Raw genomic sequence first — 19752 nt, 5'->3', positions numbered from 1 at the left:
CCATCCCAATCCGCTGATTTTACTCTCTCCACTCATCAGCATGCGCGGCGGCCCGGCGCCTGCGGGATCGCGCTGACGCCTGACGCCGTGCCCCTGGCAGAACGCGTCCATTTTGCTCCCCACCGGCGCGGCGGCTCCACGCCGTTGACGATGCCATCGCCTCGCTGGATAAGCGTCTGGCGTTTTTTAACGCATTGCGCGCAGCACAGGTTCCTGTTGACGCGCGCTTTTTTAAACCAGCCGGCCACAGTTTTGGTCTGCGCAGCCTGGCCGACAGCCCGCAGACAAGCTGGCCGATGCTGGTCGACGCATGGCGACGTCCACGTGCGTCGTTACCGGCCTGAGAGCGGTGATTCCACACGCCCCGCCGATCGGCATCTCCCCTGGCACACGCGAACAAACTGAACATTTTCTGGAAAAAGTAGTAAGTGCAGGGACTAACCGTTTCAACCAATAGCGAAATAAAAGGCAGTTCAACATATCGAGAAGAAGCTTTTTTCGATTATAAATATCTCATGAAATCCTTAACGCCGCCCAGCCTGGAGTTATGTTTTAATTATATTAGGAAATGACAAAATTCCTTCTCGACGCATATGAATTTTGCGAGAATACCCCCGACAGAAGATGGCTTTTCTGTCATGCGCATCAGTGTTGACGCGCAATAAGGAACCGTTCTTTTCATGAATTTTCTGCAAATGCGAACTTATTAAGGACTGAATGGTTCCATTATGCTTCTGAGCATGTCTTGTTTGCTGCCCAGACCTTATCATTCATCAATGAATAACTTATATAAGGATGTATATCAATGAACCTGAATAAAACTCTTCTCGCCGCAATGATCGTGTTAGGTTGCACATCCGTGGCGCAGGCTGCCGATCAGGGTCACGGCAAGGTGACGTTTAAGGGAGCCATTATCGATGCCCCGTGCTCCATCAGCCCGGATTCTATCGATCAATCCGTCGAGCTGGGCCAGATCTCTAAAGTTGCCCTGAAAGACGGCGGTAAATCTACGCCGCGTAACTTTAGCGTCGCGCTGGAAAACTGCTCCTTCGGCACACCGGCCACAAAAAATAAAGTCGCGCTGACCTTTACCGGCATGGAGTCTCAGTCAGGCAACGGCCTGCTCGGTATTACCGGCTCCGCCTCAGGCGCCAGCATCGCCATCACCGATGGCTCCGGTGCGGTCATCAAGCTGGGGCAGCCGACCAAAGAGCAGATCCTGCAGGACGGCAACAACTCCCTCAATTTTGCCGCCTACGTTCAGGGCGACAGCGGTGACACTGCGGTGATCACCGAGGGTGAATTCCAATCCGTAGCGGACTTCACTCTGGCTTATAACTAACAGGCCATCCCTTTAACGTTCTCCGTTTTTCATCATGCATGTGGGCTCCCCACATGCATGTTCTGACGCACCATCACGGATATTATTACCGCCATGCGTATGAAAAAGATCGGACTGGCCACGTTTATTTGCCTGTTTTCCCTGGTGCTATGTCAGGCAGCAACCGCCTTAACCCAGCAGGGGCAAGGCCGGGTCAACATGCAGGGTAGCATTGTGGATACTGCCTGTGCGATTGCCGTCGACAGTCAGAGACAAACCGTCGACATGGGTGCCATGTCAACAGCAGAGGTGCTACATCTTAACACATCGCACGATCGGCCATTCACCATTCGGTTAGTAAAATGCGTAACCGAACGACCGGGAAAACCCGACTGGCGTCAGTTTCAGGTTACTTTTGATGGTGATGCCGATGGGACTTTCTTTTACGTACACGGCAGCGTAGGTGGTGTGGCGCTGGAAATTAAAGATCGACAGGGGAACATTGCTATTCCCGGTAAAGCTATGCCTTTAATTGATATAACAGCGGGGAAGATGGATTTAGTCTATACGATGAGGCTAATAAGCAACCATCGCCCATTAAAAACCGGAAAATTTTTCTCCGTAATTCGTTTCAAATTAGATTATTTCTGAAAAGCGGGTGCAGGAAGCCGCCCTGAGCGTTAATAAATCATGTTGTCAGGGAAGAAAAATGAAACACTTTTCGGCAGATAAAAGACTATCCCCCTACCTTTACAGGTTATGTGCTTCTTTATTGTTTAGCACTTACTTTGCTACGGCGCTGGCCAGTGCGGATGTCGAGTTTAATACTGATGTCCTTGACCTCAATGACAGAAAGAATATCGATCTCAGTCAGTTTTCCCGCAGTGGCTATATCATGCCCGGCACTTACAGCATGACGGTGCACATCAATAAAACGGAACTGAGTGAGCAGCCGGTGCCGTTCTATCACCCGGAAAACGATCCATCGGGCAGCCGCGCCTGTGTCGACCGGGCGCTGGTCGATCGGCTGGGGCTCAAATCCGGGGTGCTCAAAAAGCTCACCTGGTGGCATGACAACCAGTGTCTTGATGAAAACAGCTTGCAGGGGATGACCGTCCGCGGTGATCTGGCCACTTCCTCACTGTACCTTAATATTCCTCAGGCTTTTCTTGAATATACCGCGGACAACTGGGACCCACCGTCGCGCTGGGATGACGGGATTCCCGGCCTGCTGCTCGATTACAATATGAATGCGCGCAGTCAACATGAACAGCGGAGCGGCACCACCACCAATAACCTCAGCGGCAATGGTACCGCCGGTTTTAACCTCGGCGCCTGGCGTATGCGCGCGGACTGGCAGGGCAACGTTGAGAAACGCTCTTCTGCAGGCTCCATCCGATCCTTTAAGTGGAGCCGCTACTACGCCTGCCGGGCCATTGCCGCCCTCCGCGCCAAATTGAACGTTGGCGAGAATTATCTGGATTCAGGCCTGTTTGACAGCTTTCGCTTTACCGGAGCCAGTCTGATTTCCGACGATAATATGCTGCCGCCTAATTTGCGCGGCTATGCCCCGGAAGTCACCGGCGTCGCCAAAACGAATGCAAAAGTGGTTATCCGTCAGCAGGGACGCGTGCTGTATGAAAGCACCGTCGCGGCGGGGCCATTTCGTATTCAGGATCTGAACGACGCCGTGACCGGTGAACTGAACGTGCGCGTTGAAGAACAGGACGGCAGCGTTCAGGAGTTTACGGTCAACACCGCCAGCATTCCCTATTTGACCCGCCCCGGCACCCTGCGCTTTAAGCTGGCCGGGGGGAAACCGAGCGACTGGCGCCATCGCGCCCAGGGCCAGTGGTTTGGCAACGGCGAGTTTTCCTGGGGGATCAGTAACGGGTGGTCGCTGTTTGGTGGCGCCCTGCTCGGCGGCAATTACAACGCGTTGGCGCTGGGGATTGGTCGTGACCTGATGGCGTTCGGTGCGCTCTCATTTGACGTCACTCAATCGCGTGCGCGCCTGCCGCAATACAGCGATACCCTGACCGGAGGCTCCTACCGCCTGAGCTATTCCAAAACCTTTGATCAATATGACAGTCAGGTGACCTTCGCCGGATATCGCTTCTCAGAAAAGAACTTTATGAGCATGAGCGATTACCTCGACGCGCGCTACTTCGGCAACCTCTCCGGCAACGGCAAAGAGATGTATACCGTGACGTTCAACAAGCAGTTTCGCGACTGGGGGCTGAGCGCCTTTATTAACTTCACGCACGAAACCTATTGGGATCGCCCGACCAATGACCGTTTGAACCTGACGCTGTCGCGCTATTTTGACCTGGGACGCTTCCGCAATCTGAGCCTCTCGCTGTCGCTGTTTCGCAATGCCTATAACGGCATGAAAGACGACGGTGGCTATCTGTCGCTTTCGGTGCCGTGGGGAGAGACGGCGACGGTGAGCTACAACGCTACGGCTAACCACGGCGATACGACGCATGAGGTGAGTTACTACGATCGCCTGGATGAACGCAGCAACTACCAGCTGAGCGCCGGGGCTTCGCCCAGCGGTGCCAGCGCACGCGCCTGGTACAACCGCGAGAGTGATGTAGCCCGGGTGAGTGCCAATGCCAGCTATCAGGAGTCGCGCTACAGCGCCTTTGGCGTCAGCGCTCAGGGTGGACTGACCCTGACGGCAAAAGGGGGAGCTCTGCATCGAATCGGCATTCCCGGCGGTACTCGCCTGCTGATCGATACCGAAGGCGTCGCCGATGTTCCGGTGCGCGGTTACGGCCGCACCACCAACACTAACGCCTGGGGCAAAGCGGTGATCGGCGACGTGAACAGCTATTACCGCAATCGCACCAGCATCGATCTCGATAAATTAAGCGATCGCGTTGAAGCCCCGCATTCGGTGGTGCAAGCCACGCTGACCGAGGGCGCAATAGGCTTCCGGCAGTTTGACGTCATCGCCGGCGAAAAAGTGATGGCGATCATTAAGCTGGCCGACGGCAGTGAACCGCCATTTGGGGCGACAGTCCGCAACGCCAATCAGCAGCAAACCGGCATAGTAAACGACGGCGGCAGCGTCTACCTCAGCGGGGTGAATCCCAGTGAAAACATGACGGTCAACTGGGATGGACATGCGCAGTGTGAAGTGCGCATCCCCGCGGCGCTGCCTGAGGAAGTCGTGAATAACCCGTTATTGCTGCCCTGCCACGCGCTGCACTCCCGTGCAGCCGGAGCAGGCAACACTTGAAAAGCTTAATCGCTCATGCAGGAGACATCTCCGTCATGGCATATCACATTGACCAAAGAGAGCCCATAATGAAAGACCAGTACAGCGTTCCACCCGTCGTTATCACGCCATCCCGTCACGGCAAGATAATTACGACTCTTCTGCTTGCCGCATGGATAGCGCCTGCGGCCCAGGCCGCCATCGCCCTGGATCGCACCCGCATCGTTTTTGACGGTGGTCAGCAATCCGTCAGTCTGAGCGTCAGTAATGAAAATAAATCGCTTCCCTACCTGGCGCAGGGCTGGATTGAGGATCCCCAGGGTAACAAAATTCAGGGACCGCTGACGGTGCTGCCGCCGGTACAGCGAATCGAGCCCGGACAGCCGAGCCAGGTCAAGGTGCAAGCGTTACCTGCCGCCCGGCAGCTGCCGCAGGACCGCGAAACGGTGTATTACTTTAATCTGCGCGAAATCCCGCCCAAGAGCGCGAAGCCCAATACGCTGCAGATTGCGCTGCAAACGCGCATCAAACTGTTCTATCGTCCGGCGTCCATCGCCATCGATCCCAATGCGCCCCCGCCGCAGGAGAAGCTGACGCTCTCGCGACAGGGTGCACAGTACATCTTGCATAATCCTACGCCCTATTACGTCACGATTGTCGACGCCGGTAGCAGTGCGAAGCAGGCCGCCAGCGGATTTAAACCGCTGATGGTAGCCCCCAAAGAGAGTCAGCCTCTCAACGTGAGCGCCGCGGCGCTGGGGGATCATCCGGTGTTGACCTACGTTAATGATTACGGTGGACGCCCACAGCTGCACTTTCGCTGCGGTGGAAGCAACTGCAGCGTCACGAACAGCAATCAAGGTCACTAATTTATCACGCTGATGACGGGCAGGCTGCACCGCGTCGTCAATCAGCAGTCGCTATCAGGGAGGAAGAACGTGGCCCAACAACACCATGTCTGTACCGCACTCCGCCGCTGGCCGCAGACATATCTGACTGCGCTGCTGTGTGCGGGCGCAGTGTGCCTGAGCGAGCCTGCGCTGGCCCGAGTCGACAATTGGGACGTGGACGGCGCTAACGGCGTGATCTATGTCCACGGTGAGCTGCATGAAAGCGCCTGTCGGCTGGAGATGACCAGCTCGCGCCAGGAAGTCGCCCTTGGCGACCTGGCGACCGCCAGGCTGTCCACGCCCGGTGCGCGCGGGGCATCGGTGCCTTTCCAGCTGCGTCTGCGCGACTGCCAGCAGGCGCCACCGGCCAGTGCCCTTGACGAACGCACCGGCAACCGACTCGCCTCCGGTCAGCAACCGGCGGTGACGGTCAGCTTTAACGCTGCCCGCGACGCGGATAATCCGCAGCTGGTGCAGGCGCACGGCACATCCGGACTCGGGCTGCGCCTGCTGGATGTCTCCGGGCGGGATGTACGCCTTGGAAGCCGGGGAATACCACTATGGTTAACCCGCGGGCAAAATACACTGAATTTCACCGTCACGCCCGAACGCACCTCCGCGCCGCTGAAGCCGGGTTATTTTATGGCCATGGTCAATGTGAATCTCAGCTATGACTAGGCAAACCCGTGGTTCAGATGGAATACGCCGGGTGGCCTTCTCCTCCCTGCTGGCCGTGCGCGCCACCCGCACCGCGCGGCCGCGGGCGCCCCTGTCCCTAATCCGGAGTAAATCATGCGCACACTCCTGTTGATCGCCTCGCTGTTGATGGTTCCCGCGGCATCCGCCGATAAGGGCGCGACGACGACTGCAAATATTGCCTTTCGCGGTACGTTAGTCCTTCCCCCCGACTGCACCCTGAATAATGGTGCCAACATCGAGGTGGACTTCACCGATCGGGTCGGAGTGAACAAAATCGACGGGCAAAATTACCGCGTGCCGGTGAACTATCAGCTGCACTGCGAATCGGGCGCCGATCCGCAGTGGCAGCTGCGATTGAGCCTGTCGGGTACAGTGGCCGGATTTGATAAGCAGGCCCTGCAAACCAGCAAGGCCGATTTGGGTATCCGTATCTACCTTAATGACCGCCCTTTTACTCCCGGCAGCAGCGTGCCGATTGGCGATCCTGACCAGCCACCCACGCTGGAAGCGGTACCGGTAAAAAAACCCGGCGCCACGCTGAAAGAGGGGCCGTTTGAAACCTGGGCGACCCTGCGTGCGGATTACTACTGAGGAGCAAACATGCATTCTGGTTCTGGACGTATAACCGCCCGCCGAGGGCGTGCTCTGGCGGGCATTCTCGCGCTGCTGATCTCTGCCGGCGCGCAGGCGCAGGATAACGTGAATAATTTGCATCTGTTTGGCACGCTGGTGGCAGAGCCTTGCACCCTACCCCCAGGCGCAGAGGATATCCCGCTGAATTTTGGTTCCGTGATCAATAAATACCTCTATACTCACGGCCGCAGCGCCAGTCAGGCATTTCATATTCAGCTGGCAGACTGCGATTTAACGCTTGGAAAAACCGTCAGCGTGCGCTTCTATGGTACGGAAAGCGCGGCGCTGCCGGGACTGCTGGCGATTGACAGCACCAGCGGCACGCAGGGTATTGCGATTGGTCTGGAGGCGGAAGATGCCAGCCCGCTGCCAATCAATCAAGCCGGTAGCAAAGTGACACTGAGTCAGGGAAGCAATCAAATTACCGTAAAGGCCTATGTGCGTGGTGAAGCGGATGCGATTGCCACACAGAGTATTCAGCCCGGTCCGTTTAGCGCCACGGCTACCTTTAGTCTGGAGTATGAGTGAGGTTGACTGGCCACGCCGGTGACGCGGCGTGGCAAACGGGTCGCGCGGCTCGGTTCAGAATACGCAGGGGGGACGGGAGCCACAGCTTTAATGCTACCTGCGGAGCAGGTTGCCGATCCGCCGATGGCGGATCGGCACGTTGCGCAATCAGGAGGCGGGCGTCGGAATGTCTGATACTTCGGGCTTCAAATCGTCTCCAGACGCCGCCGGCGCGACTTCCGCCGGGGTCATCACTTTATCCCACTCGGCCTGCAGCTGACGTACGTTAGTCTCAGGCTCGCCCTCCGGCTGCATCAGCACCATCGTCAGCTCCTGCGAAAGCTGCTGCCGCAGTTCCTGATTCAGCATTGCCAGCGTCAGCGAGCTGAGAAACTGCTGCCGCAGCTGTTGATACTGCTCCGGAGCAATATCCACCACCGCATTTTGCTGCGAGCGCAGCCGCTGGCTCATTAACACATCGGTGTCGGTACGGGCGTAGGTAGCAAACAGCTTGTTGAGTTCGCTCGTCTTTTGCGCCATCAGCGCATCAAACTCCTCCTGCGGCAGCCCGTTATCGCGAATGTTCACCAGCTCGCGGGCAATCAGCGTCAGGTTGCCCGGCAGCGCCGCGTTGGCGCTGTCCAGATTGATCGTGCACTGGGCCCGCTGATAGATCACCCGGCAATCGAAGCCCACCTGCACGTTCTGGGCTTTGCTGTCGCTGAGCACCCGCTGGACATGCCAGAACAGCGCTTCGCGCGCCAGGTCGCTCTGCCAGTAGCGCTGCAGATGCCGGGATTCGCGAATGGGCTGCCAGGCGCTGTCCCACACCAGCGACAGCCGATCCTGACGAAGCGTTTTGTTGACCAGATTGATCGGCTGGTGTGGCAGAGGTGACAGCGTGGGCACCGCCGCCGGCGTCTCCCGTTTCCCCTTCAGACCGGAAAACGTTTTGCCGATCTGCTCGGTCAGCGCGCGGCCATCGACGTTGCCGACTACAAACAGCGTCATGTTATCCGGGGTGTACCACTGCTGATAAAACGCGTTCACGCCGGCTGCGTCGACGGGGGCTTTCAGCGGTTCAGCCGGATCGTGCGCCAGCAGCGTTGAGCCCTTCAGGCGGTAGCGCCACCAGACATCCTGCGGATTACCCGGCCAGGTCGCCACCGGGTCGCTGGCCGCCACGGCGGCATTTACCGTCTGTGGCGTGATATCCATATCGCCGGCGGTGGCCGCCAGCCAGTTTAGCGCCTCTTTTAACAACTCGGGACGGTTATTCGGCAGGCTGAGATTGTAGAGGGTGAAGTCATAGGAGGTGACGGCAGGCGGCAGTGGGCGACTGGGGTCAATGCCCTGCTGCCAGAGCGCACGCTGGCGAGCGGGATCGAGACGTGCGTTGTGCACCAGCGCCAGCCGCGGTAGCAGGTGGCTGTAGCCGGTCTGCTGGGCACTTTCCACCAGCGAGCCGGTATTGACCAGTAAGCGCAGTTCGATGCGGTCACTCGGGCGCTGCGGGGTCGTTAACACCTGCCAGTTAAAACCGTTCTCCAGCTTTCCCTGCTGCCAGGCCGGATCGGGTTGCAGTGTTTCGGCCTGGACGCCGCCGCTGATGCTGGTCAGCAGCCAGCCCCCCACTAACAGACGCATTCTGGTGCCCTGCATGTGAACTCCCGGTTATCACAAAAGCAAAAAAAGTGTGCGATGCTCACCGCGCGGCGCGCTGCGGCAAACCCCAATGGGGGTTAGACCACAAATCCTAAAGGATGTCACATCATCAGGTGAAAATAGTTCGCGATCAGCAGCCTGCAACGCGGTGCCAGGTTCACTGAGCGCAATACTGAGGGGGCTTATTATGCAAATGCCCGCTGCGAGGGCAAGTCGCAGCGGGCATTTAAGCTGACATTTCTTGATTTAGTACTTAATGCGTCGTTTCGGCGATGCTTTTCGCCTGAGAAGGATTGTCCAGCGTCGCTTTCATCTGTTTATGATCCAGTTCGCCCACCCAGCGAGCGACCACGACCGTGGCGACGCCGTTGCCCACCAGATTGGTCAGCGCACGCGCTTCTGACATAAAGCGATCAATCCCGAGGATCAGCGCCAGACCGGCAACCGGCAGGTGCCCCACGGCGGATAAGGTGGCGGCGAGAACGATAAAGCCGCTGCCGGTTACACCGGCCGCCCCTTTGGAGGAGAGCAGCAGCACCACCAGCAGGGTAATTTGATGCCAGATATCCATGTGGGCGTTGGTCGCCTGCGCAATGAACACCGCCGCCATGGTCAGGTAGATTGAGGTGCCATCAAGATTGAAGGAATAGCCGGTCGGAATCACCAGCCCCACCACGGATTTTTTACAGCCCAGCCGCTCCATCTTGTCGAGCATGCGCGGCAGCGCCGACTCGGAAGAGGAGGTACCCAGCACAATCAGCAGCTCTTCACGGATATAGTTAATAAACTTAAAGATATTAAAGCCAGCCAGCCGGGCGATAATCCCGAGCACCACAACCACAAACAGTACGCAGGTGATATAGAAACAGATAATCAGCTGTCCGAGCTGTACCAGCGAGCCAACGCCATATTTACCAATGGTGAAGGCCATGGCGCCAAATGCGCCGATCGGAGCCAGACGCATGATCATATTGATGATGCCGAAGATCACCCGCGAGAAGCTGTCGATAACGTTAAAGATCAGCGTACCTTTGTCACCCAGGCGGTGCAGCGCAAACCCAAACAGTACGGCGAACAGCAATACCTGCAGAATATTGCCGCTGGCAAAGGCGCCAATGACGCTGGAAGGGATGACATCAAGCAGAAACGCCACGATGCCCTGCTGCTCGGCCTGCTGGGCGTATACCGCTACCGCTTTCGCATCCAGCGTGGCCGGATCGATGTTCATGCCGGCGCCGGGCTGAATGATATTGACCACCAGCAGGCCGATGATCAGCGCGATAGTGCTGACCACCTCGAAATAGAGCAGCGCCACTGCACCGGTGCGTCCAACGGCCTTCATGCTCTCCATCCCGGCGATACCGGTCACCACGGTACAGAAAATCACCGGGGCGATAATCATCTTGATCAATTTAACAAATCCATCACCCAGCGGCTTCATCTGCGCGCCGAGGTCCGGCCAGAAGTGCCCCAGCAGCACACCGGCCGCGATGGCAACAAGTACCTGAAAGTACAGACTCTTAAATATGGATGTTTTCATTTGACGGGTACCCGCTCACGACAGAAGGACGGCTTAACGCCGCTTTAATTATCATCAGTAACGGAAAAAAAATAACACCGTGATAACCTGAAGAGTAGTTAGTCAGCGGGTGTCAGGCCGGCATTCATGAACTGAAACGCTTCAGCTGACGGTTTTAAAAGTAAAGTTATTGTTAAGAGCCGCCTTACGCCGGCTCTTCGTCACTGCGGGTGGGAAAATAACGCAGGTTGAAGGCCTGCCAGCTCAGCGGTTGGGCATAGAAATAGCCCTGTGCCAGGGTGATGCCACGCGCCAGCAGCCAGTCGCGCTGCTCAGCAGACTCAACGCCTTCAGCAATCACGCTCAGCCCGGTGATGTGGCCGATAGCCGCCACGATGCGCACCATCGAGTCATCCTCTGGCAGTGCGGCAACGAAGCTGCGATCCATTTTTAGCTTGCTGATCGGCAGCGACTTAAACTGACTCAGGCAGTGCAGATTGGCATACCCCATCCCGAAATCGTCAAGGGCAATCGCTACCCCGGCATCGCAAATCTCCTGCAGCAGCGCCAGCGCCTGCTGCGGCTCACCCACCTGCGCCGTCTCGGTCAGTTCCAGAATCAGCTGGCCAGGCCGGATGCGATGGCGCTGCAGCAGTTCGCGCAGATGCCCCACCATACCGGTATCACGCAGCTGCAGCGCCGACAGGTTGACGCTGAGCGGCAGCGTAATGCCGCGCGCCTGCCAGCCGGCCAGCAGCCGACAGGACTCTTCCAGCACCCAGCGTCCCAGCTCGCCCATCATACTGGTCTCTTCGGCGTTGGTGATAAATTCATCCGGCAGGCCATAGCTGCCGTCGGCTAACCGCATGCGCAGAAGTGCCTCCGCGCCGACCAGCGCGCCGTCGCGCATGTCCGTCTGCGGCTGAAGAAACAGGACAAACTGCTCCTGCTCCAGCGCGGTCAGAATACTGTGCTCAATATTCAGGCGGTTTTGCGCCCGCTCGGTCAGCTGCGGATCGAAAAACAGAATGGGCTGCGCGTTGTGATGCCGGGCGCTCATCATCGCCGATATCGCCCGCCGCAGCAGCGCCTCCGCGCTCAGACTCTGGCCGTCGCGTTGTGCAATGCCAATGCTGGCGCGCGGCCGCAGACGAATCCCCTCCAGCGGCAGCGGCTGCGACAGCAAATGCTGCAGCGCGCGTGCCAGCTGCATGGCGCGAAACGGCGTGCCCGCGCGCCGCGCCAGCACGGCAAAATCAGTGTCATTAAGCTGTGCCAGCACGGTACTGGCATCCAGCGTACCGCGCAGTCGCCCCACCAGCGTGAGCAGCAGCGCGTCGCGCTGGACGTCGTTCATCATCCCGCCGTCGTGCAAAGTGTCGATACGTATTACCAGCACCGAGAAGGGCGCCAGCGCGCTGCTGCCGGCCAGATACTGCTCGAGCAGCGCCAGAAACAGCGTGCGGTTTGGCAGTTCACTGAGCGGATAGTGGGTCGCCTGACGACCATAATCCGCGTGCAAACGCGCCAGCACCTGCTGGTTGCGGTTGTAGCTGCGTACCAGCATTCCCAGCTCATCATCGCGATGCAGCGGCGGCATCGGTAGCTGATGACCGGCCACCGCATGCGTCGGCAGCGCCTGCAGTTCACGGGCAATTTTTCGCAGCGGGTGCACCATCAGTCGATTCAGGCACCAGCCAATCGCCACTGAAAGAATCAGCGCCAGCAGCAGATAAGTCGTCACCATGGTGGCCAACGCGCTGAGGATAAACTGGTAGACCCGCCATGAATCCGCCTGCAGGACCAGATAGGCCAGCGGCTTCGGATTGGGCGGATCGACCGAGTAGAGCGGAACGGTGATCTGCACCGGCAGTTCAAACAGTCGGGCGACCAGCCGCGGCACGGCTTTTTCTGACGCGAAATCACTGCGCAGCGCCTGAAAGGCGTTCGGCAGCACCACGTCGGCGCGGGAGAGAATGCCGGCCGGCTTCAGCGAGGCGAGAATACGTTCCGCCTGTGGAATATCGGCTTTTAGCACTGCCTCCGATAGCGGTTTGCGCACCGTGTGAGCAATATTTTCCATTTGCGTGGCGTAGTCCATTCTGCGCTGCTGCACAAAGTGAAAAAGCTGAATGACGATAAAGATTGAAATGACGATGACCGCCAGACCGGACACCGTTGCCATCTGTTTTATCGTTAACGAGCGACTGACGACACGCAACGCGAACTCCCTGAAGCGGAATAAGGGGATGGGCACACGGACGGCGCCAGACCGTCCGTGAGAAAGTATATCCTATCTTATTCCCACGCTTCTCGCTTTCAGAATTGGCCGCTACTTAAAGTCAGCATACGGAATCAGCGGCTGCGGGGGCAGATCCAGATCGCCCTGCCAGCCGGCCATCGAATAGCGGACATACAGCAAACCGTGGCTGGGGGTGTAATCTTTTGCCTGCTGAATATCAATGCCGAGCCCAACCGTCCAGTGGCTGCTGACCCGGCGCTCAATCAACGCGTGGGCCGTATAACCGACACCACTGCTGCTGCTGGCGCGGCTGCCGCGCTGACTGATCGCCGTAATCAGCGCATCCCGGCTGGCGAACGGATTGTCCACCCCGGCATTATTCAGCTGCTCAATGACGTTGCCCGGTACCCAGTCGGTGCGCGGATAGTCCGGGGAAGCATCGGTTCTTGAACGTGACCAGGAGACCGACCCGCCCACCTCGAACGACCAGTTGTCGGTACGCTGGCGATAGTTAACCGGCACGGCCAGCGAAAAGTAACGCTGCGGGCTATAGTAGCCGCCCTGACTGAAGTAGTAATCGCTCAGATCTTTCTGGTAGTGCCAAAGCATCGTATTCAGGCCGATCGTCGCGCGGCGGTTATCTTCATTAATCCATTTGTAGTAGTAACCGGCCATCAGCCGCTCGCGGCGGTTATCGGCCACGTTCTTACCGGTCAGCTGATGGGCGCTGAGATCGGCCCACACGCCGTGGTCGCCGCCGCGATCATAGCTGAGGCCAAGGCCCCCGCCGGTGGCGCGCACGCCGCCCCATTTTTGTCCGGTATTAGGATCGGTTGCACCGGCGTAAGAGAGCATGGAGCTGGAGATCGGCCGGCGTGAGGCCGTCAGCGACACGCCAACGTTGTGCACATCACTGTTCCAGGTTACGCCGCCGACCCAGTCAACGACATCAAAGCCCATCGGCGTGGTACCGATGTCGGCAGACCAGCGATCGTTAGCCCAGCCGGTCGCCACGCTGACGCCGTCGGTCTTCTGGTGGTAGCCGCTGCGGCAGTCCACGATATCGCAGGTACCAAAGTTTGCGCTGTAGTTGCCGTCGGCGTCCGGCGAGAAGCGTCCGGCGTCCAGCTGCACGCGGTCGGCGCGAAAAAAGCTTTTGCCGTCGGCCAGCGGGGTATCCACCTGCAGCATGGTGGTCCAGCCGGTAAAGTCGGAATAGCCGCCGGTGCCTTTATTGCGCGAGTAATCCTGCTCAAGCGTTACCGTCGTCTCCTGACGTCGATACAGCGCCGCCGCATCGCTGCGAATACTGCGCTTCAGCCAGTCGTCACCGGGCTGATTGCGGCTCAGCCGCGTATAGCCGTCATCATCGGTCGGCAGCGTTGGCGCAATACCGCTGGCTACCATCGCCTGCGCATAATCATCCCGCGCCAGCTGCGGCGGCTCGAGCCGCGCGGCGTCCCGCCAGACCAGTGCCCGACTCTGCGCCTCTGCCGGCGGCTGCGCGCGCGCTTTCAGACTGGCAAACCGCGTCTGCGCCTGCTCAGTGTCGCCCAGACTCTGCCAGGCGTTGGCCACCCGGCGACCGCTGTTCAGGCTCTCCGCCGCCACCGACGGCGGCAGCGCCGCCAGCGCGGTACGCGCCTCGGCCTGACGCTGCAGGGCAATCAGCGCCTCCACTTCCCCCAGCTGCGCATCCGTATTCTGCGGCGCGCCGGCTTTCACCCTGCGATACCCGGCCAGCGCCCGTTCGGCGTCGCCGCGCTGCAGCGCCCAGTCGGCCAGCGTCAGCTGGATACGCGGCGTCGGCGGCGACTGACGCAGCAGCGCCCCGGCCCCTGCCTCATCGCCAGCGTCCCGCAGCGCGTTGGCCCGGTCGAGCAGGGCATTGGCTTCCAGTCGCGTCGCCAACTCCTGCATGTTGGGCGTCCACTGCGCTTTGGGCAGGCGCTGCAGCTGTTGCAGCGCCTGCGCATCGCGATCGGAACCGGACAGATAGAGCCCCCAGGCGTAGATAAATTCCGCATCCTGCCCGCGCCGCGTTGCCATCGCGGCCATCACCCGATCGGCTTCAGCCGGTTGCCCCGCCTGGCGAAGCGCACCGGCCAGTCGGTAGTTCAGCCAGACATCGTCCGGATTATCCTGCTGCGCCTGGCGATAGCGCGCCGCCGCCTGCGCCCAGCTACCCTGCCGGGCCAGCGCCTCTGCTTGCGCACGCAGGCCGTCGCTGCGCAGGCTTTTCACTGTTGTACTCAGCGTCCGCTGCTGCGCGGCGGGCAGCTCGTTAATAAAGGCCATTGCCCGCTCGGGCGATTGCTGCTGATAGAGCGCCGCCAGTCGCCTGACCGCCGTCGCATTATCCGCTTCCAGCCGCAGCGCCTGGCGGTAGAACGTTTCCGCTCGCGCACTGTCATGGCGCGCCAGGGCCACGTCGCCAAGGCCGATCGCCGCCCAGGGGTCGCGGCCATCCAGCGCCCGCGCCTGCTGATAGCGCTGCTGCGCCGCGGCGGTATCGCCGCGCTTCAGGGCCGCATCGCCCTGCCCGATCGCCAGCCAGTACTGGTTGGAGGCCTGCAGGCTACGCCACTTATCAATACGCCAGCTCTGCGCATCCGCGGCGATGGCGCGCTGGTAGTAATCCTGAGCCGCCGCGCGCTGATCGGTGCGCGCCAGCGCCTGGCCCATCGCGCCCAGCAATTCACCATCATGCGGGTTGGCCTGCAGGGCCGCGCGCAGGGCCGGGATCGCCGCCGCGCCGGCGCCGCGATCAATCAGCGTCAGGCCGCGCTGGCGCTGCTGCCAAACCGGATCGGTCAGCTGCGCCTGCTGACGCTGCAGCTCAGCGTCGCCGCGCGCGCGCGCGTCGCCGCGGGTGAAGGTTTGCAAATACTGCTGCAGAGCCGCGACGCTCTGCGCGCTGACCGGCATGGCTTTAATGGTTGTCAGCCAGGTCTCCGCCGCCTCATCGCGTCCGGCCGGGACCTCTGCCGCACGCTTCAGCTGACCGATCGCCTCGTCCGGTTTATTCTCGCTCAGCGCAATTCTTGCCAGCGCCAGCCGCACCCCGCTGTTACCGGGATAGGTCTTATCCAGCGCCTGCAGCGCCGGCTGCGCCTCGCGCTGACCGCCGGGCAACCGCGCGACCAGCTGCCAGTACTCCAGCGCCACGTCAACCCCGGGAAAGTTACCGTTAAACAGCGCATCGTATTGCGCCCGCGCTGCTTCTAAGCGGCCGGCCGTGGCCAGTAGCCGCGCCTGCTGCCATTTTTCCCGTCCCTCAGGCGTCGCCAACAGCATGGCGGCATCGGCTTCGCGGGTAGCATCGGCGTTCGGCGCGCTGCGCCGCAGGCTTGCCATCAGATCGCGGGCTTTCTGACTCTCGCCCTGATGAAGCGCAAGACGAATTTTTGCCGCCAGCACCTCGGGGTTATCCGGATCGATTTTATCGAGGCGATAGAGCGCCTGCGTGACCAAATCGTAGCGGTTGCTTGCTTCAGCCTGGCGTACCTGCTGCAGCAGCAGCTGCTGCGGCGAAGCGGCGTTAGCCAACGGCGAATGCTCCTTCGCCCGCAGCGCGGGAGACGTGAACAGCGCCCCGGCGATGCTCAGGGCCAGCAGACTCAGTGTGTGTTTACGCATTGTTCCTTCCAGGCCGGGAGTAACGCCCCCTGCGGCGAAAAGCGGTAGAGTCGGTGGTCCCATCCCAGACCAAACAGTGTTAATACGGCACTGTAGTAGGCATCCTTACCGGGTAACTGTGCAGTGACCTGCCGGCGCAAAGCCTCCTGCACCGGCGAATCCTGCATAAACGGCAGCAGCGCGGCGGAAAAACCGACCGGACCGCGGTTCTGCATCTCGCCGGTCAGCACGTTTACGCGCTCCGGCGGCTGGCCCGCGCGTTCAGTTTCCGCCCGCATCGGCGCGAAATGCTGCAGCAAGGCCGCGCGCGCCGGATCGTCAGGGTGCAGCATGCCCGCCCACAAGTAGACGCGTATGGCATCATAGCTGCCGCGCGGCCCTTTTTGCGCATCAGGCTCCCAGCCTTTGTCGCGACGCCAGCGGTACCAGTCGGGGGAAAATCCCCGCGGAGCACTGCCGGTAAGCAGCGTAACCGCGCTGTTGCCCATCGCGCGCCACGGCCCGGGCAGCGCGGCAAAGCTGCGGATCAGCTGCAGCGGCACATAGCTGGGATTCACGTCCCACTCCTCTGCGCGCTGAAAGCCGGTTCGCCCCGGCAGCAGAGTCGGTCCGACACCGGGAATATCGGCTACCTCTTCGCGGGCGATCCGGCTCAGAAGCAGGGTTCCCAGCACCTGATAATGACGGCTTTGCCACAGACGAGCGGCCTGCAGGAGCGAATAAGCAATCCATAAGTCGGCGTCAGAGGCGGAGTTGCTGTCCAACACCTGCCAGCGCCCGTCGGGGCTTTTTCCCCATACCCAGGCCGGCAGATGGGCGGTCAAATCGCCCTGAGCCAGATTGTTTTCCGTCCACCCCAGCACGCGGTCAAAGGTCTCACGATCGTTGGCCACCAGCGCAAAGAACAGCGCATAGCTCTGCCCTTCCGAGGTGGTTATCGCACGCGCGTCGCTGGGATCGATGACCCGTCCGTCGGCGCTGATGTAGTCGCGGCTGAAACTCTGCCACAGCGGCCACTCACAGGCGGCCAGCGCGCTACTGCTCAGCAGCAGCGCCACCAACATCCCGGAGAACCGCCTCCCCATCAGTGACGATCCTCATCGCTCAGGCGACGACGGCTAATGATGCGCATCAGGCGCCACAGCATCACGGCAAAGATCACCACTACCAGCAGCGCCGCGGTCGCCAGCAGCACCGGATGGGTGGCCAGCATATTCCACAGGCGCTCCCACCACGGCAGATGGCCAACGAAGTAAGTGTCACCCACGCGCAGGCTGTTAACACCCGACTCGCGAATCAGGCTGGCGGAACCGAAGACCACCGCGCGCTTACCCGAATCGAGCAGCGCATTGTTGAGTAACTGCCAGGCGCGCGGGCTGTCGGCCAGCAGGGCCACTACGCTACGCTGCTCATGGAACGGCGACTGGAAGCCGACAATGGCGGCCAGCGGACCGTCGGAGACAATCGTGGTCTGGCTCTCCGCTTCGCGATCGGCCGCCGGTGCAATCGGTGAATCCTGCATATTTTGTCGGATCGGTTTTTTTACCCAGCCGCGCACCGTCTCTACCAGTGCATTTATTTGCTGGTCATCGCGCAGTTCCGCCGGCACGTTGCCAATCAGCAGCAGATCGCTGTCGCGCTGCTTCGCCTGATTCCAGTCGTCAGTGAGCTGAACCTGCAGTGCCGGATAGCCGGTTTGCGCGCCAATGTTACCCAGCGCGTTTAACAGCGCGCTGACCTGTTCGGGCTTCGGCTGCGCGTTTACCAGCACCAGTGTTTGCGACAGATCGGCATAGCGGCTGAACGGAAAACCGGCGTTGGCGTAGGCCCGCAGCGACGGCATCTCAATAAAGTGACGATAGCCGGAGAAGTCGAGCGTCGAATCGCCGTCCACCACCACCTTCTGCTCCACCGGCAGAACGGTTTCACAGCGACCGTCTGCCGCACCGCCAAGAAAGGTCGTGGCATAGTCGAAATCGAACCGCAGCTGATTCACCACGCCGAGGCGCAGCGCCGGGATGGTGATCTGCGTACGCCCATCCAGCAGCCCCTGTACCAGTGGAATACGCAGCAGCGCTTTACCCTGCTCGCCGCGGGTCGTGAGCGGATAGTCCTGAATGAACTGGTTGTTCAGGCTGATCGCCAGTCGCGAACCGTCGTTCTGGATTGGTGAGGTGTAGCGGTACTTGATATTCATATCAATGCCGCGCGCGCGCACCAGGAACAGGTCCGGCGGCAGATTCATGTTCAGCGCAATCGGCCACGGCTGCAGCCCGCTGGATTGCAGCTGCTCCTGGTACTGCGTCAGCTCGCTAAAGCGGGTAGGACGATCGGTACGTACCCAGTTGGGGGCATCGTAGGGCTGGCGCGGCGCCAGCTGCCTGACCGACTCAATCGTCGAAGACTGGCCGCGCAGCAGCACGTCGCCCTGGGCAATGCCCTGAACCGCGGTAACCAGATCGTTACTGTCACGCCCGAGCACCAGCAGCATTTTCTGATACGGATTATCCGGTTGGCTGATGATCTCAACCGTTGGCTTCTCAACCGGCGGATAGTCTTTGAGAAAATCCGGGCGCTTATCATTGGTAGCAAAGACTACCGCGTGATGTTGAGCCGGCAATTGACCGTAACTGACCGGGAAGCTCTGCCCACGCCAGTTAGCGTGCATGCCAAACCACGAAGCCAGCATCGCCGCGGCCCGCTGCTCGGTGACGTCCGGCGCGCCGGCAAACACCATCGGCAGCGTTAGCGTGCTGTTATCGCGCGCGTCAAAGAAGGGCTCAGGAAAGGCCGACAGGTCGTTTTTCAGCGGCAGTTTTTCCAACGTTAAATTGAGCGCGCTCTCCTTGCCAATGTCCAGCCAGATGGTGCTGTTCGCCGGGTTCTCACAGACGTTGGCGTAGTGACCAACCAGCTCAAAGCGTACGCGGTTGAAGTCGCCAATGAAGCGCGGATCCAGCGCCATCTGGGTTTGGTTCTCTTTTCCCAACATCTCTGGCGTGACGGTCACCAGCCCGACCAGCTCATCGTTCAGATAGACTTTGAGCTGTGACAGGGTCGGCAGCAGCGCCGGTGACGGGCGGAAATGCAGATTGAGCATCGCCCGCGTGACCACTTCATCGCTGCGCACGCCAAACTCTATCTGACCACCAGGCCGGGTGCCTTTGAGCGCAAAGGTGCCGGGCGCCGGCGCAACGCGTGAGAAGAGCAGATCGGACTGACGCTGCGGTGCAGCCGCGTTGGCTGCACTGTTATTCACCGCCGGATCTGCAGCGCTGGCGTCCGGCGCCGCGCCGGCCGCCGCGGTAACCGCTGGATCGGGCGCCGACGGCGCAGCATCGGGCACAGCCCAGCTGAACGGCACCATGCCCATCATCAGGGCGGTAAACCAGCTTAGTGTTCTCGTCATTG

General features: G+C 60.1%; 13 protein-coding genes. 7 read left to right on the top strand and 6 right to left on the bottom strand.

Features of this window, described 5'->3' with window-relative positions:
- The first annotated feature begins 805 nt into the window (after positions 1–805).
- The 7 genes from BS626_RS11250 (at position 806) to BS626_RS11220 (ending at position 7297) form a co-directional block, all read left to right on the top strand.
- Positions 806–1342: a fimbrial protein gene (locus tag BS626_RS11250; protein WP_075182491.1), complete on the top strand. Its 537-nt coding sequence runs from the start codon at positions 806–808 to the stop codon at positions 1340–1342.
- A gap of 93 nt (positions 1343–1435) precedes the next feature.
- Positions 1436–1972: a fimbrial protein gene (locus BS626_RS11245; protein ID WP_240494297.1), complete on the top strand. Its 537-nt coding sequence runs from the start codon at positions 1436–1438 to the stop codon at positions 1970–1972.
- Positions 1973–2030: 58 nt separating this feature from the next.
- Complete coding sequence (locus tag BS626_RS11240; protein ID WP_083615950.1) at positions 2031–4568, top strand: outer membrane usher protein; 2538 nt, start codon at positions 2031–2033, stop codon at positions 4566–4568.
- Between the two features lie 68 nt (positions 4569–4636).
- Complete coding sequence (locus BS626_RS11235; protein ID WP_083615949.1) at positions 4637–5416, top strand: fimbria/pilus periplasmic chaperone; 780 nt, start codon at positions 4637–4639, stop codon at positions 5414–5416.
- A 69-nt stretch (positions 5417–5485) separates the two neighbouring features.
- Entirely contained in the window at positions 5486–6115 is a 630-nt protein-coding gene (locus BS626_RS11230) for a fimbrial protein (protein WP_371328497.1), read from the top strand.
- Between the two features lie 114 nt (positions 6116–6229).
- Complete coding sequence (locus BS626_RS11225; RefSeq protein WP_083615948.1) at positions 6230–6727, top strand: fimbrial protein; 498 nt, start codon at positions 6230–6232, stop codon at positions 6725–6727.
- Between the two features lie 9 nt (positions 6728–6736).
- The gene (locus tag BS626_RS11220; RefSeq protein ID WP_075182488.1) at positions 6737–7297 is read left to right on the top strand and encodes a fimbrial protein; all 561 of its coding nucleotides are present in this window, start codon (positions 6737–6739) and stop codon (positions 7295–7297) included.
- Positions 7298–7444: 147 nt separating this feature from the next.
- Here BS626_RS11220 and BS626_RS11215 read toward each other — a convergent pair whose 3' ends face one another.
- The 6 genes from BS626_RS11215 to bcsB all read right to left on the bottom strand — a co-directional run bounded on the left by BS626_RS11215 (position 7445) and on the right by bcsB (position 19750).
- Positions 7445–8938, bottom strand: a complete 1494-nt coding sequence (locus tag BS626_RS11215; protein ID WP_075182487.1) for a pitrilysin family protein — start codon at positions 8936–8938, stop codon at positions 7445–7447.
- A 256-nt stretch (positions 8939–9194) separates the two neighbouring features.
- On the bottom strand, positions 9195–10481 hold the full coding sequence (locus BS626_RS11210; RefSeq protein WP_075182486.1) for a dicarboxylate/amino acid:cation symporter: 1287 nt from the start codon (positions 10479–10481) through the stop codon (positions 9195–9197).
- A 184-nt stretch (positions 10482–10665) separates the two neighbouring features.
- Positions 10666–12681 (bottom strand): biofilm formation regulator HmsP, encoded by a 2016-nt coding sequence (hmsP, locus tag BS626_RS11205; RefSeq protein ID WP_075182485.1) that lies wholly within the window; start codon positions 12679–12681, stop codon positions 10666–10668.
- 111 nt (positions 12682–12792) lie between these two features.
- Positions 12793–16341 (bottom strand): cellulose synthase complex outer membrane protein BcsC, encoded by a 3549-nt coding sequence (bcsC, locus tag BS626_RS11200; protein ID WP_075182484.1) that lies wholly within the window; start codon positions 16339–16341, stop codon positions 12793–12795.
- The gene (gene bcsZ, locus BS626_RS11195; RefSeq protein WP_075182605.1) at positions 16323–17426 is read right to left on the bottom strand and encodes a cellulose synthase complex periplasmic endoglucanase BcsZ; all 1104 of its coding nucleotides are present in this window, start codon (positions 17424–17426) and stop codon (positions 16323–16325) included. The genes bcsC and bcsZ overlap by 19 nt, the downstream gene beginning before the upstream one ends.
- Positions 17426–19750 carry a cellulose biosynthesis cyclic di-GMP-binding regulatory protein BcsB gene (gene bcsB / locus BS626_RS11190; protein ID WP_075182604.1) on the bottom strand — a complete coding sequence of 775 codons (2325 nt, stop codon included), beginning with the start codon at positions 19748–19750 and terminating at the stop codon, positions 17426–17428. Before bcsB ends, bcsZ begins: the two co-directional genes overlap by 1 nt.
- Between the last annotated feature and the right edge of the window lie 2 nt (positions 19751–19752).

Origin of the sequence: Pantoea sp. 1.19 (assembly GCF_001922585.1) — a bacterium.
Taxonomy (GTDB): Bacteria; Pseudomonadota; Gammaproteobacteria; order Enterobacterales; family Enterobacteriaceae; genus 1-19.
Note: the sequence above shows the minus strand (reverse complement) of the source record. Positions and strands in the feature narration are given on the sequence as shown.

What these genes read in the sequence shown, in the direction of transcription:
- BS626_RS11250 (WP_075182491.1), top strand. Translation starts at nt 806, where the DNA reads ATGAACCTGAATAAAACTCTTCTCGCCGCAATGATCGTGTTAGGTTGC.
- BS626_RS11245 (WP_240494297.1), top strand. Translation starts at nt 1,436, where the DNA reads ATGCGTATGAAAAAGATCGGACTGGCCACGTTTATTTGCCTGTTTTCC.
- BS626_RS11240 (WP_083615950.1), top strand. Translation starts at nt 2,031, where the DNA reads ATGAAACACTTTTCGGCAGATAAAAGACTATCCCCCTACCTTTACAGG.
- BS626_RS11235 (WP_083615949.1), top strand. Translation starts at nt 4,637, where the DNA reads ATGAAAGACCAGTACAGCGTTCCACCCGTCGTTATCACGCCATCCCGT.
- BS626_RS11225 (WP_083615948.1), top strand. Translation starts at nt 6,230, where the DNA reads ATGCGCACACTCCTGTTGATCGCCTCGCTGTTGATGGTTCCCGCGGCA.
- BS626_RS11220 (WP_075182488.1), top strand. Translation starts at nt 6,737, where the DNA reads ATGCATTCTGGTTCTGGACGTATAACCGCCCGCCGAGGGCGTGCTCTG.
- BS626_RS11215 (WP_075182487.1), bottom strand. Translation starts at nt 8,938, where the DNA reads ATGCAGGGCACCAGAATGCGTCTGTTAGTGGGGGGCTGGCTGCTGACC.
- BS626_RS11210 (WP_075182486.1), bottom strand. Translation starts at nt 10,481, where the DNA reads ATGAAAACATCCATATTTAAGAGTCTGTACTTTCAGGTACTTGTTGCC.
- bcsC (WP_075182484.1), bottom strand. Translation starts at nt 16,341, where the DNA reads ATGCGTAAACACACACTGAGTCTGCTGGCCCTGAGCATCGCCGGGGCG.
- bcsZ (WP_075182605.1), bottom strand. Translation starts at nt 17,426, where the DNA reads ATGGGGAGGCGGTTCTCCGGGATGTTGGTGGCGCTGCTGCTGAGCAGT.
- bcsB (WP_075182604.1), bottom strand. Translation starts at nt 19,750, where the DNA reads ATGACGAGAACACTAAGCTGGTTTACCGCCCTGATGATGGGCATGGTG.